Here is a 13,209-nt window from a genome sequence, read left to right as displayed (position 1 = left end):
CGCCCCTCACCCACCCGAACAACGGCGAGACCCGGGACGCCGACTCCCGGACACCGCAGGGCAGTTCGACGCTCGGACCGGAACGGGTCACGCACTGGCGGGCAGCCGGGGCCCGACTCGTCGGGGGCTGCTGCCGAATCGGCCCCGACGCGATCCGCGCCATCACCGACACCGTCCGAACCGGCTGACGGAACACCCCGCCGGCCGCGAAACCGCCCCTCACCCACCCGAACAACGGCGAGACCCGGGACGCCGACTCCCGCACACGACAGGGAGGTTCGACGCTCGGACCGGAACGGGTCACGCACTGGCGGGCGGCCGCCATCGCGGAAGCCGTCCGAACCGGCTGACGGGACGGCCGGCCCGGCCCGTCACGCCGTCCGGCGCCGCACTCCCCCCGGCCGCCGCAATCGCCGTACGACGGAACGGAGTTCCGTGCCGCGCAGGGACGTGCTCGCCGACGGCGGCGGGTCGGCACTGTGTTCGCGGGCGGTGATGTCGGCGGCCCACAGGGCGAGTTCGGCGTCGCGCGGTCCGTAGGCCGTGTGCGGTTCGCCCTCGCCGAACACGCGCACGGGGTGCGAGGCGTCCCAGGGCTGCCAGCCCGGGTCGCCGTCGGTGGCGAAGCCGACCCAGGCGGCGTGCATGGTGTCCGCGAGTTCCTGCGGCGCGCCGCTGCCCGCGAGTTGCTCGGACTCGGGGATCGCGCCGGTGTCGAAGACGAAGCCGAGTTCCAGGGCGTGGCAGGAGCCGAGGTCGGGCAGCCGGGAGGGCCACGCGAACTCGTACACGTACGACGAGCCGCGGCGCGCGTCCGCGAGGATCTGGAGCGGGTTGCGCAGCAGATGGTCGGTGACGAGCTGGCCGACGGTCTCCGCGACGCCCGCCCGCGGGTTCAGGGTGCGGTAGCCGCGCGGTACCTCGTGGCCGCAGTGGCAGCGCGCCATCGCCCCGGCGAGGGCGACCGGGCCGAGCCGGTCGATCCGTTCGAGCAGGCCGCCCGGCACCAGCCACAGCCGGTACTCGTCCCGGGTCCAGCCGGCCATGATGTCCACGCCGGGCGCCGCGCCGCCGTGCACCAGCGCCTCCAGCGGGTCGGCCGGCACCAGGTCGCCGTCGACGACGATGCCGAAGGCGGGGCCGCCGAGGACCGGGCTGCTGAGCCTGCCGACGTCGGCCTGGGTGCGCAGCAGCAGGTCGCGGTCGACCGCCGCGAAGGCCTCGGCGGTGGCGGGCACCTTGAGCCGGGTCGCCATGCGGCGCACCATGCGGCGGACCTTGTCGCGGTCGGACGCCTCCGGCGCGCCGCTCTGCAGCACGGCCCGGCGCACCAGTCCCCGTGTCTGCGGGGCGGCGATCAGGGCGCCCGTGCTGATGGCGCCGGCGGACTGCCCGAAGACGGTCACCCGGTCCGGGTCGCCGCCGAACGCGCCGACGGCTTCGTGCACCCACTGGAGCGCGGCCAGCTGGTCGCGCAGTCCCGCGTTGGCCGGGGCGTCCGGGAAGAGGCCGTAACCCTCCACGCCCAGGCGGTAGTTGACGGAGACGAGGACGACGCCGTCCCGGGCGAAGGACTGTCCGTCGTACACCGGTACCGAGGACGAGCCGCGGGTCAGGGCGCCGCCGTGCAGGAACACCATCACGGGCAGCCGGGCGCCGGGGCCGGGCTCGGGGGTCCAGACGTTGAGGTTGAGGCAGTCGTCGCCGGGGATCGTGGGGTCGGACAGCAGCTTGCCGAAGGCGTCCGAGTACGGGGGCTTCGGCGCGGTCGGCCCGAAGGCGCCCGCGTCGCGCTCGCCGTCCCAGGGTTCGTGCCGGACGGGGGGCCGGAAACGGTTGGCGCCGAAGGGGGGCGCCGCGTACGGGATGCCGCGGAACACCGCGACGCCGTTCTCGTACCTGCCGCGGACCGCGCCGTACGGCGTGGTCACCACCGGGTCCGTCCGCTCTGCCGTCATCCGCCACCAGCTCCTCACCGCGCTCTCGCGCCGCGCTCGCCACAGCGTGCGTGTGTACTACATCCAGACCATCACACCATCGGCTCGTATTCCGGTCGAGAGGGCGTGCGGGCGGGCGCGCGAGGGCCGTACGGGTGAGTGCGCGGGGTACTCTCCGCTGCGATGAGACCTCCTTCAGCGGTTCCCTCGCACCCGTTCCCGGCGCGGCTGGACCACCTCGTCCTCGCCACGCCCGACCTCGCGGCCACGGTCGCCGACTTCGAGCGCCGTACCGGGGTGCGCCCCGCGCCCGGCGGCGCGCACCCCGGGCTCGGGACCCGCAACCAGCTGGTCTCCCTGGGCGGCTCCGCCTATCTGGAGATCATCGGTCCGGATCCGGAGCAGCCCGGCCCGGAGGGCCCCCGCCCCTTCGGCGTCGACGGGCTGGCCGGGCCGCGCACGGTGACCTGGGCGATCAGGACACACGACCTGGACTCGGCGGTCGCCGAGGCCCGCGCCGGCGGCCACGACCCCGGTCCGGTGCGGTCGATGCGGCGGCGCAGGCCGGACGGGACGCTGCTGGAGTGGCGGCTGACGGACGGGGGCGCCCAAGCGTCGGGCCTGGTGCCCTTCCTCATCGACTGGGGTTCCTCCGCCCACCCGACGGCGGCGGGACTGCCCGTCACTCCCCTGCTGAGCCTGTCCGCGAGCGCCCCCGACCCCGGCGAGATCGCGCCGCGGCTGTCGGCCCTCGCCGCACCCCTGACGGTGGTGCCCGGCGAGACCGGCCTGACGTTCACGGTGGACAGTCCGCGCGGCCCCGTGACGTTCCGCTGAGCGGGGCGGGCGGGCGGGTGACGAGCGGGGGCGACCCGTCCGATTCGTTCAAGACCCGGCGGCGCGCCCGCTCCTACGGTGGACGCATGACATCGACTCCCCGGTTCAACGCCATCGGCCTCGTCGTCTCCGACATGGCCGCCTCCGTCTCCTTCTACGGCCGCCTCGGGCTCGACTTCGGCGAGGACGCCGAGAAGCAACCGCACGCCGAGGCCGAGCTGCCCGGCGGGCTGCGGCTGCTGCTCGACACCGAGGAGACCGTCCGGTCGTTCCACCCCGGGTGGCGCGCGCCGTCCGGTCCGGGCCGGGCCGCGCTCGCGTTCGCGTGCGGCGCTCCGGCGGACGTGGACACGGTGTACGCGGGCCTGGTCGGCGCCGGGTACCACGGCGAGCTGAAACCCTTCGACGCGTTCTGGGGGCAGCGGTACGCGGTGGTCCACGACCCCGACGGCAACGGCGTCGACCTGTTCGCACCGACGGCCGCCGACGCCCCCGAGGCGGGCGCCTGACCGGTCCGGGGCCGCGCGCGCGGAGCGTCCGCTACCGCGGCAGGGCGAGCAGTTCGCCGGGCGGCATGCCCGCGAGTTCCGTGACGTCGCGGGTCAGGTGGGCCTGGTCGGCGAAGCCGGCCCGTGCCGCGGTCTCCGCGAGCGGGACGCCCGCGCGGGCCAGCGCCAGTGCCCGTTGCAGCCGCAGGACGCGGGCCAGCGTCTTGGGCCCGTAGCCGAAGGCCGCCACCGAACGGCGGTGCAACTGCCGTGCCCCGAGGCCGAGTTCGTCGGCGGTTCCGGCGACCGGCCGGCCCGCGCCGAGTGCCGTCACCAGGACCCCGAGCAACGGGTCGGGCGGCCCCGCGTCGGCGGCACGGGCCAGCGCCTCGGCCTCCAGGGCCGCCGCCGGGTCGGCCGCCGCGTCGACCCGGCGGCGCAGGCGACGTACGTGCGCGGCGGGCCACAGGTCGGCCAGGTCGACCCGCCGGTCGCGCAGCTCGGCGGCGGGCACGCCCAGCAGGGCGGGCGCGGTGCCGGGCGCGAACCGGACCCCGGCCCAGCGCGCGGGCGGCCCGTCGGGCAGATGGCCGCGGGTGTCCGGCCCGGCGACCAGCAGCCGCCCCTCGTTCCACAGCAGGTCCATGCAGCCGTCGGGCAGGACCGGGCGGACGGTGTCGGCGGCGGGTGCCCCCGGCCCGACGGTGCGGCTCCACACCACCGCGCCGGACAGCCTCGACGCCCGCTCCGCGTACACGTGCACCAGGCTACGCCGGGCCCGCGGCCCCGGCCCGGCCCCGCGGAACCGGCCGGACTACGTACGCCGGTGCTTGTTCTGGTGCGGCTGCTGGGCGCCCTCGTCGCCGCTCTTCTGCGGGCCCTTCGTGCGCAGCCGGGACGTGACGTCCTCGGGGGGCAGGAACCGCGACCAGCGCTCGGGGTACTCGGAGGGCATGTCCGGGTCGTCGGGGTCGTCGAAGTCGTCGGCGTACTCGGCGGCGCGGGCGCGCGCGGCGGCTGCGCGGGCCGCGTACTGGGCGGCGTCCTGTTCGCGCTGCCGCTCGTTGGCGGCGCGCGCGGCGGCGGTCGCGGCGGCCGGCCAGACGCGGTCGATGGCCGCGTTGACGGCGGCGCCGACCAGAACGGCGAACGCGGCCACGCCGATCCACAGCAGCACCGCGACGGGCGCGGCCAGTGAGCCGTAAATGGTCGGCCCCTCGATGGTGCTGGTCAGGTAGATGCGGAGCAGGAAGCTGCCGATCACCCACATCCCGAGGGCGACCAGCGAGCCCGGCACGTCCTCGATCCACGGCGACCGCACCGGCACGGACACGTGGTAGAGCGTGGTCAGGAAGACGATGGACAGGACGATCACGACGGGCCAGTACAGGACCTGCACGACCGTCGTCGACCAGGGCACCACCCGCACCACCGCGTCCGGGCCGGCCACCATCAGCGGCAGTGCCACCGACCCGATCAGCAGGCCCACGACGAACAGGCCGAACGACAGCATCCGGGTGCTGACGATGCCGCGGGCGCCGTCGAGGCCGTACATCACGGTGATGGTGTCGATGAAGACGTTCACCGCGCGGGAGCCCGACCACAGGGCGAACAGGAAGCCGATGGAGATGACGTCGGGCCGGCCGCCCTTCATCACGTCGTGCAGGATCGGCTGCGCGATCTCGTTGACCCCCTTGTCGGACAGGACCGTCCGGGAGGCGTCGAGGATGTTCATCTCCAGGCTCTTGATGGTGTCCGCGCCGGTCCAGGCGTCGACGTACCCGAGCAGCCCGATGAGACTCAGCAGCAGCGGCGGCACCGAGAGCAGCGTGAAGAACGCGGCCTCGGCCGCCAGGCCCAGGATGCGGTACTCCATGCAGGAGTTGACGGTGTCCTTCAGCAGCAGCCAGGCGGTCCTGCGCTTGGAGACGTTCCGGTAGAGGGCTCGCGCCCGGTGGAAACGGCCTGCGGGCCTCGCGGGTTTCTCTCTTGCTGGCTGCACGGGCTAAAGGTATCCGGCGCGACGGCCTCCACTCATCCCGCGGGGGACGGGAGGGCCGCGGGAGCGGCACCGGGGTGGTGAGCGCCGCGCTACCCGGGGGTAGGTTCCCTGCATGGCTGCCAGTACGCACACCGTGACCAACCAGGCCCCGCCACTGGTCGGGTACGACGTCTTCGCCACCGACCGGGTGCTGACCGAGGCCGTCGGACGTCATCTCGATCCCGGTCTGCTGGAGGAGGCGTCCGACGAGCTGTCGACGCTCGGACGGGCCTCCGGTTCGGCCCAGGTGCAGGAGTGGGCCGCGCAGGCGAACGAGAACCCGCCGCGCCTGCGCACGCACGACCGGTACGGGAACCGGATCGACGAGATCGACTTCCATCCCTCGTGGCACCGGCTGCTCGGCAAGGGCGTCTCCTCCGGGCTCACCACGGCGTGGGTGCGGCCCGGCGGGCACGTGCGGCGGGCGGCCGGATTCATGGTGTGGACGCAGGCGGAGGCCGGCAACGGCTGCCCGCTGTCGATGACGCACGCGGCGGTGCCCGCCCTGCGCACCGACCCGGAGCTGGCCGCCGAGTGGGAACCGCGGCTGACGTCCACCGTCTACGACCGCGAGCTGCGGCCCGCCGCGGACAAGCCCGGCGCGGTCTTCGGCATGGGGATGACGGAGAAGCAGGGCGGCAGCGACGTACGCGCCAACACGACGGACGCCCGCCCCCTCGCCGAGGACGGGACGTACGCGCTGACCGGGCACAAGTGGTTCTGCTCGGCCCCGATGTCGGACGGCTTCCTGGTGCTGGCGCAGGCGCCCGAGGGGCTGACGTGCTTCCTGGTGCCGCGGGTGCTCGCGGACGGCACGCGCAACGTGTTCCGGATCCAGCGGCTCAAGGACAAGCTGGGCAACCGTTCGAACGCGTCCGGCGAGATCGAGTTCGACGGCACGTGGGCGCGCCGGGTCGGTGACGAGGGCCGCGGCGTGCGGACCATCATCGAGATGGTGGCGGCGACCCGGCTGGACTGCGTCCTCGGGTCGGCGGGCCTGATGCGGCAGGCCGTCGCGCAGGCGGTCCACCACTGCACGTACCGCGAGGCGTTCGGCGGGAAGCTCGTCGACAAGCCGCTGATGCGCAACGTCCTGGCGGACATCGCCCTGGAGTCGGAGGCGGCGACGGTCCTCGCGCTGCGGCTCGCGGCGGCCTACGACGACGGGGGCGAGCAGGAGCGGGCGCTGCTGCGGCTCGCGGTGCCGGCCGCCAAGTACTGGGTGACCAAGCGCTGCGCCCCGCTCGCGGTGGAGGCGTCCGAGTGCCTGGGCGGCAACGGCTACGTGGAGGAGTCGGGGATGCCGCGCCTGGTGCGCGAGTCGCCGCTCAACTCGGTCTGGGAGGGCGCCGGGAACGTCCAGGCGCTCGACGTGCTGCGGGCGATGCAGCGCGAGCCGCAGGCGCTGAACGCGTTCCTGGTGGAGGTGGGGAAGGCGCGCGGTGCCGACCACCGGCTGGACGGCGCGGTGAAGGACCTGCTGACCGAACTCGCCGATCTGGAGGGCGTGGAGGGCCGGGCGCGGATGCTGGTGGAACGGTTCGCGCTGGTGCTCCAGGGTTCGCTGCTGGTGCGGTACGCGCCGCCCGGGGTGGCCGACGCGTTCTGCGCGTCGCGCCTGGGCGGCGACTGGGGCTCGGCGTTCGGGACGCTGCCGCGCGGCCTCGACCTGGCGTCGGTGGTGGAGCGGGCACGCCCGGTGGCGTGAGCGCCGGGTGCCCGCCCGGGGCACCCGGCGCGGGAGTGGTGCCGCGCCGACGCGGCACCACCCTCGCCGCCGGGCCCGCAGCAGGCCGCGGGCACTCCGGACGGCAGGGCCGGCCGGGTGCGTCGCCCAAGTCTCGAACCGCGGGCGGCTTTGCACCAGGGTTGCGGAGGGTTGCAATTCGACGACGGCGCGCTGCGGAGTCCCGGGCTCCGCGGAGCCGGTCGCGCACACTCTGCTTGCGCACCGCTCAAGTCCCCTGCTCCGGGCGGCCGTTGGCATGATCCCGCCCGGCCGGCCTCGTGGTCCCCGGGACCCGTGGGGCCACCGGGGCGAACGCGTCGTGCGGGGCCCGGGTCGGTCCGGGTGACGGGCGGGGCCCGTGTGCCGTCAGGCTCCCGGCTCAAAGTGGTCCGGGAGGGGCATCTTCCGCATATTTGCAGGGTCTTCGGCCAAAGCGGCCCCCGTCTGCCGTAGAGTCCCCCTACCGGCCGCCCCAGTTGCTCTTCGCTCAACGCGCTGATCATGAGGAGCAGTTGGCCCGCCTCGGGAGGACGAATGATGCATCGCGGCAGACACCGCCGGCGCAGGCGGGGCAGGGCGCTGCGCGCGGTCCTCGGCGGCGCGGCGTTCGCGCTCACCGCGGCGGCGACCATGATCAGTGCCTCCCAGGCCACGAGCAGTGACGACCCCGGGGCGCTGAAGCCCCTCACCTCCGCGACGGCGCTCGACCGCTTCCAGCTCCAGGAGGACCTGGTCCCCGCCGCGACGCTGGACCGGCTCGCCTCGTCCATGGGCCGCCCGGTCGGCATCGCCACCGTCCTCGCCTCCCCCGACCACACCCTGCGCGACACCGCGGGCTGCACGGCCGCCGAGCGCGAGGCGCTGCCCGCCGAACCGGCCCCCGACCGCGCGTACTGCTGGGCCGACGGCGACGCCGCGACCTCCGCCTGGCTGCCGCGCGCGGTGACCACCTCGGGCGACGCGGACGGCGACGGGAGCTGGGGCGAGCACCGGGTGCTGCTGTCCGGCTGGACGCACAACGACCGTCTCGCCGGGACCACCGGCGCCGACCGGGGGCTCACCCGGGTCGCCGTGGTCGACGCGGACGACCCGTCCCGCCTGACGTACTCCTGGGTGCTGCTCGCGGTGCCCGTGGACGGCGGCCGCGACTACGCCGGGCTGGTGTCGCACGTGGCGGGCATGGTCTGGTACCAGGACAAGCTGCTGGTCACCACCACGAGCGGGTCCGGCGAGGCCCTGTACGTGTACGACGTGAACCGGGTGCAGCGCGCCGACGTGAACAGCGCGGCGGTGGGCCGGTCCGGCAAGGGCTGGTCGGCGCACGGGTACCGCTGGGTGATGCCCGCGGTCGGTGCCTACCGGATGACCGGCGGGACCTGTACCCCGGCGGCGGACGACGCGGTGCCCTGTCTCGGCGGCCTGTCCCTGGACCGCGGCACCTCACCCGACAGCCTCGTGGCGAGCGAGTCGGTCCCCGCGGGCAGCGGCCGGCACACCCGGCTGTGGCGCTACCCCTTCAGCACGGACCCGGCCCGCCCGGGGCTGCTGGCGGCGGACGGTACGGGGCAGGTGGACGCCGGCCAGGCGTACGAGACGAAGGCGTCCGGAGTGCGGGCGGTGCTCTCGCGCACGACGGGCACGGACACGGAGTGGTACGTCGGCCCCGCCTCCGACGGCGCGCGGCGCGGCACCCTGTGGCGCCAGGACACCGAGGGCGCGAAGGCCGCGAAGTGCGGTGCGCGGGACGGCCGCCGCTGCTGGAGCCCGGACGTGCGGTCCCTCTCCTACTGGACGGGCACGGGCGAGGTCTGGTCGCAGAGCGGCCGCACCCTGTTCGCGACGCCGCTCGCGGCGATCGACCGGGCGCTGCGGTAGGCCCCGCCGCGGGCGGGGCGGAGGCACCGCCGCGGGACCCGGTTCCGTGCCGCGCGCGTGCCGTGATTCCCTGACCCGCATGAGCACCGTCACCGTGACCACCTGGTCCCTCGAACAGACGTCCCCCGCCGACCTGCTGTCCTCCGCCGTCCCCGGCCCGGACGTCGAGGTCGTCCGGGCGGCCGTGCCCTCCCCCGAGTTCAGCCGCTTCCTGTACGCGTCGGTGGGCGGCGACATCCGGTGGACCGACCGCCTCGCGTGGCCGTACGCGCGCTGGCGGGAGCACCTGGAGCGGCCCGGCGTGGAGACGTGGGTCGCCCTCGACCGGGGCACGCCCGCCGGGTACGTCGAGCTGGAGGCGCAGGACGACGGGGTCGTGGAGATCGTCTACTTCGGCCTGATCCCCGCGTTCCGCGGCCGCCGCATCGGCGGGCACCTGCTGTCGTACGGGACGGCGCGGGCGTGGGACCTCGCGGACCGGTGGCCGGGGCGGGCGCCGACGAAGCGGGTGTGGCTGCATACGTGCAGCAAGGACGGGGCGCACGCCATGGACAACTACCGGCGGCGCGGGTTCCGGCTGTTCGACACGAAGGTGGAGGAGGAGCCCGAGGTCGCGACCCCCGGGCCCTGGCCGGGCGCCTGACCCGACCGCGCACCACGGCATGACCCAGGTCACACCGGTCCGCAATGCGAGACACCGGCGTCCGCCATATGGATGAAGGTGGACTGTCCGGAGATCCCCGTGACACGCTTTCGTCATGTACGGAACTGGAGTTGCCTTGGTGAGTCGACGGCACGTCGACCTCGGCCGCATGTCCAGCGCCATCTGTCCGGCGGCCTGAGGCACGGCCCGGAGCGACCCCTCGGGTCGCGGGCGCCCCGCCGGTTTTTTCCGCTACAGTCTCACGCCGCGCAGCGTCGCGCGCTTTTTTCGCGCGCGTACGCGCAGGTCAGAGCCGTATCCCCATCGGTCCGAAGGACGTAGAACCATGGCCGCCACCCCGCAGGACCCCGCTGCCGCGACTCCCCGCCGCAAGGTGAGCCGTCACCGTGGTGAGGGTCAGTGGGCAGCGGGGCACTTCACCCCCCTCAACGGCAACGAGCAGTTCAAGAAGGACGACGACGGTCTCAATGTGCGGACACGCATTGAGACGGTCTACTCCAAGCGCGGGTTCGACTCGATCGACCCCAACGACCTGCGCGGGCGCATGCGTTGGTGGGGTCTCTACACCCAGCGCAAGCAGGGCATCGACGGCGGCAAGACCGCGATCCTGGAGCCGGAGGAGCTGGACGACGAGTTCTTCATGCTCCGGGTCCGCATCGACGGCGGCCGGCTGACCACGGCACAGCTGCGGGTGGTCGGCGAGATCTCCCAGGAGTTCGCGCGCGGCACCGCCGACATCACCGACCGGCAGAACGTGCAGTACCACTGGATCCGGATCGAGGACGTGCCCACCATCTGGGAGCGGCTCGAAGCGGTGGGCCTGTCCACCACCGAGGCGTGCGGCGACACGCCGCGCGTGATCCTCGGTTCGCCCGTCGCCGGCATCGCCGAGGACGAGATCATCGACGGCACGCCCGCCATCGAGGAGATCAACCGCCGGGTCATCGGCAACAAGGCGTTCTCCAACCTGCCGCGCAAGTTCAAGACCGCGATCTCCGGCTCGCCGCTCCTCGACGTGGCGCACGAGATCAACGACGTCGCGTTCGTCGGGGTGGTGCACCCCGAGCACGGGCCCGGCTTCGACGTCTGGGTCGGCGGCGGCCTGTCCACCAACCCCAAGATCGGGCAGCGGCTCGGCGCGTGGGTCCCGCTGGACGAGGTGGCCGACGTCCACGAGGGCGTCATCTCGATCTTCCGCGACCACGGCTACCGCCGGCTGCGCACCCGCGCCCGGCTGAAGTTCCTGCTGGCCGACTGGGGCGTGGAGAAGTTCCGCCGGGTCCTGGAGGACGACTACCTGAAGCGGAAGCTCGTCGACGGCCCGGCGCCGGCCCAGCCGGTCGAGCGCTGGCGCGACCACGTCGGTGTGCACCGGCAGAAGGACGGCCTCTTCTACGTCGGCTTCGCGCCCCGCGTGGGCCGTGTCGACGGCGCGACCCTGACCAAGATCGCCGACCTCGCGGAGGCGCACGGCTCGGGCCGGGTGCGCACCACCGTCGAGCAGAAGATGATCGTGCTGGACGTCGCGGAGGACCAGGTCGAGTCCCTGGTGGCCGGGCTCCGGGCGATGGACCTGACCGCGACGCCGTCGGCGTTCCGGCGCGGCACCATGGCCTGCACCGGCATCGAGTACTGCAAGCTCGCGATCGTGGAGACGAAGGCCCGCGCCTCCTCGCTGATCGACGAACTGGAGCGCAGGCTCCCGGAGTTCGACGAGCCGCTCACCATCAACGTCAACGGCTGCCCGAACGCCTGCGCGCGTATCCAGGTGGCGGACATCGGTCTCAAGGGCCAGCTCGTCCTCGACGCCGACGGCGAGCAGGTCGAGGGCTTCCAGGTGCACCTCGGCGGTGCCCTGGGCCTGGAGGCCGGGTTCGGCCGCAAGGTGCGCGGCCTGAAGGTGACGTCGCAGGAGCTGCCCGACTACGTCGAGCGGGTGCTGAGGCGCTACCAGGACGAGCGCGAGGACGGCGAGCGCTTCGCGACCTGGGCCGCGAGGGCGTCGGAGGAGGCCCTGTCATGAGCGAGCGAGCGGCACCCTTCTACTGCCCCTACTGCGGCGACGAGGACCTGCGCCCCAGCGAGGAGGGGCACGGCGCGTGGGAGTGCGCGGCGTGCAACCGGGCGTTCCAGCTGAAGTTCCTCGGGCTGCTGGCCCGAGGAGTCCGGCACGACGACGTGGGAGGGGATCAGTGATGACGACAGTCCACGAAGAGCGCACGACCGACGGCCTGCGGGCCCTCGCCGAACAGGCGGGCCGCGACCTGGAGGACGCCTCCGCCCTGGAGATCCTGCGGTGGGCGGCGGACACGTTCGGCAAGGAGTTCTGCGTGACGTCCTCGATGGAGGACGCCGTGGTCTCCCACCTCGCCTCCCGGGTGCTGCCCGGTGTCGACGTCGTCTTCCTCGACACCGGCTACCACTTCCCGGAGACGATCGGCACCCGTGACGCCGTCGAGGCGGTGATGGACGTCAACGTCATCACGCTCACCCCGCGGCGGACGGTCGCCGAGCAGGACGCCGAGTACGGGCCCCGGCTGTACGAGCGGGACCCCGACCTGTGCTGCCGGATGCGCAAGGTGGAGCCGCTGGAGACGGGCCTCGACGGGTACGCGGCCTGGGCCACCGGGCTGCGCCGCGACGAGTCCCCGACCCGGGCCGGCACGCCCGTGGTCGGCTGGGACGAGAAGCGGCAGAAGGTCAAGGTGTCGCCCATCGCGCGCTGGACGCAGGACGACGTGGACGCGTACGTCGCGGAGCACGGCGTGCTGACCAACCCGCTGCTGCTGGACGGCTACGGGTCCGTCGGCTGCGCGCCCTGCACCCGCCGCCTCCTCGAGGGCGAGGACGCGCGCGCGGGCCGCTGGGCCGGCCGCGGCAAGACCGAGTGCGGTCTGCACGGCTGACGGCACCGGCGACCACGCAGACCACGATGACGACGACTCAGGAGAACCACGTGACCACCGGCGCCACCGTCTGGCTCACCGGTCTGCCCAGCGCGGGCAAGACCACCATCGCGTACGAGCTGGCCGAGCGGCTGCGGGCCGGGGGCCGCCTCGTCGAGGTGCTCGACGGCGACGAGATCCGCGAGTTCATCTCGGCGGGCCTCGGCTTCAGCCGCGAGGACCGCCACACCAACGTGCAGCGCATCGGCTTCGTCGCCGAACTCCTGGCCCGCAACGGCGTGCTGGCGCTGGTGCCGGTCATCGCGCCGTACGCGGACAGCCGCGACGCGGTGCGCAAGAGACACGACGCGGGAGGCACGGCGTACGTCGAGGTGCACGTGGCGACCCCGGTCGAGGTGTGCAGCGAGCGCGACGTGAAGGGCCTGTACGCGAAGCAGGCGGCCGGTGAGCTGACCGGGCTGACCGGTGTCGACGACCCGTACGAGGAGCCCGTCACGCCGGACCTGAGGATCGAGTCGCAGCACCAGACCGTGCGCGAGTCCGCCGCGGCGGTCCACGCGCTGCTCACCGAAAGGGGACTCGCATGACGACCGCCGCCACGGCCCGGCCGGGCACCGGCAGTCCGTACACCCTCTCCCACCTGGACGCCCTGGAGTCGGAGGCGGTGCACATCTTCCGCGAGGTCGCGGGCGAGTTCGAACGGCCGGTGATCCTCTTCTCCGGCGGCAAGGA

The 13,209-nt window shown here is 73.9% G+C and carries 13 protein-coding genes and 2 pseudogenes; 12 read left to right on the top strand and 3 right to left on the bottom strand.

Going from position 1 to position 13,209, the window contains the following annotated elements; genetic code table 11:
- Positions 1-17: 17 nt before the first annotated feature.
- Positions 18-188, top strand: a pseudogene (locus tag ACFZA0_RS36315) (homocysteine S-methyltransferase family protein); the annotation flags it as partial.
- Positions 189-371: 183 nt separating this feature from the next.
- Here the strand turns inward: ACFZA0_RS36315 and ACFZA0_RS36310 are convergent.
- Positions 372-1,958: a carboxylesterase family protein gene (locus ACFZA0_RS36310; RefSeq protein WP_391024951.1), complete on the bottom strand. Its 1,587-nt coding sequence runs from the start codon at positions 1,956-1,958 to the stop codon at positions 372-374.
- Between the two features lie 162 nt (positions 1,959-2,120).
- Between ACFZA0_RS36310 and ACFZA0_RS36305 the strand changes: the two genes are divergently transcribed.
- Both ACFZA0_RS36305 and ACFZA0_RS36300 read left to right on the top strand, forming a co-directional pair.
- Positions 2,121-2,774, top strand: a complete 654-nt coding sequence (locus tag ACFZA0_RS36305) for a VOC family protein (protein WP_391024949.1) — start codon at positions 2,121-2,123, stop codon at positions 2,772-2,774.
- Positions 2,775-2,860: 86 nt separating this feature from the next.
- Positions 2,861-3,283: a VOC family protein gene (locus ACFZA0_RS36300; RefSeq protein ID WP_391024948.1), complete on the top strand. Its 423-nt coding sequence runs from the start codon at positions 2,861-2,863 to the stop codon at positions 3,281-3,283.
- Between the two features lie 31 nt (positions 3,284-3,314).
- Here ACFZA0_RS36300 and ACFZA0_RS36295 read toward each other — a convergent pair whose 3' ends face one another.
- A complete protein-coding gene (locus ACFZA0_RS36295; protein ID WP_391024946.1) occupies positions 3,315-4,019 on the bottom strand; it encodes a helix-turn-helix domain-containing protein in 705 nt (234 codons plus the stop codon).
- Positions 4,020-4,076: 57 nt separating this feature from the next.
- Entirely contained in the window at positions 4,077-5,264 is a 1,188-nt protein-coding gene (locus tag ACFZA0_RS36290) for a YhjD/YihY/BrkB family envelope integrity protein (protein ID WP_391024944.1), read from the bottom strand.
- A gap of 112 nt (positions 5,265-5,376) precedes the next feature.
- Between ACFZA0_RS36290 and ACFZA0_RS36285 the strand changes: the two genes are divergently transcribed.
- From ACFZA0_RS36285 to ACFZA0_RS36245, 9 genes and pseudogenes are all read left to right on the top strand, one after another.
- Entirely contained in the window at positions 5,377-7,011 is a 1,635-nt protein-coding gene (locus tag ACFZA0_RS36285) for an acyl-CoA dehydrogenase family protein (protein WP_391024943.1), read from the top strand.
- 555 nt (positions 7,012-7,566) lie between these two features.
- Positions 7,567-8,907: a hypothetical protein gene (locus ACFZA0_RS36280; protein ID WP_391024941.1), complete on the top strand. Its 1,341-nt coding sequence runs from the start codon at positions 7,567-7,569 to the stop codon at positions 8,905-8,907.
- Positions 8,908-8,986: 79 nt separating this feature from the next.
- Complete coding sequence (locus tag ACFZA0_RS36275) at positions 8,987-9,550, top strand: GNAT family N-acetyltransferase (RefSeq protein ID WP_391024939.1); 564 nt, start codon at positions 8,987-8,989, stop codon at positions 9,548-9,550.
- Between the two features lie 115 nt (positions 9,551-9,665).
- The gene (locus ACFZA0_RS36270) at positions 9,666-9,749 is read left to right on the top strand and encodes a putative leader peptide (protein ID WP_391025063.1); all 84 of its coding nucleotides are present in this window, start codon (positions 9,666-9,668) and stop codon (positions 9,747-9,749) included.
- A 147-nt stretch (positions 9,750-9,896) separates the two neighbouring features.
- Positions 9,897-11,594 carry a nitrite/sulfite reductase gene (locus ACFZA0_RS36265; RefSeq protein WP_391024937.1) on the top strand — a complete coding sequence of 566 codons (1,698 nt, stop codon included), beginning with the start codon at positions 9,897-9,899 and terminating at the stop codon, positions 11,592-11,594.
- Positions 11,591-11,767 (top strand): hypothetical protein, encoded by a 177-nt coding sequence (locus ACFZA0_RS36260; RefSeq protein ID WP_391024935.1) that lies wholly within the window; start codon positions 11,591-11,593, stop codon positions 11,765-11,767. The genes ACFZA0_RS36265 and ACFZA0_RS36260 overlap by 4 nt, the downstream gene beginning before the upstream one ends.
- Positions 11,767-12,477, top strand: a complete 711-nt coding sequence (locus ACFZA0_RS36255) for a phosphoadenylyl-sulfate reductase (protein WP_391024933.1) — start codon at positions 11,767-11,769, stop codon at positions 12,475-12,477. Before ACFZA0_RS36260 ends, ACFZA0_RS36255 begins: the two co-directional genes overlap by 1 nt.
- A gap of 26 nt (positions 12,478-12,503) precedes the next feature.
- The gene (cysC, locus tag ACFZA0_RS36250; protein ID WP_391024931.1) at positions 12,504-13,064 is read left to right on the top strand and encodes an adenylyl-sulfate kinase; all 561 of its coding nucleotides are present in this window, start codon (positions 12,504-12,506) and stop codon (positions 13,062-13,064) included.
- A pseudogene (locus ACFZA0_RS36245) lies at positions 13,061-13,209 on the top strand (sulfate adenylyltransferase small subunit); the annotation flags it as partial. The gene cysC and the pseudogene ACFZA0_RS36245, both read left to right, overlap by 4 nt.

The organism is Streptomyces sp. NPDC008150 (assembly GCF_042956945.1).
GTDB lineage: Bacteria > Actinomycetota > Actinomycetes > Streptomycetales > Streptomycetaceae > Streptomyces.
The sequence above is the reverse complement of the archived record's forward strand: the minus strand, read 5'-3'. Positions and strand labels throughout refer to the sequence as shown.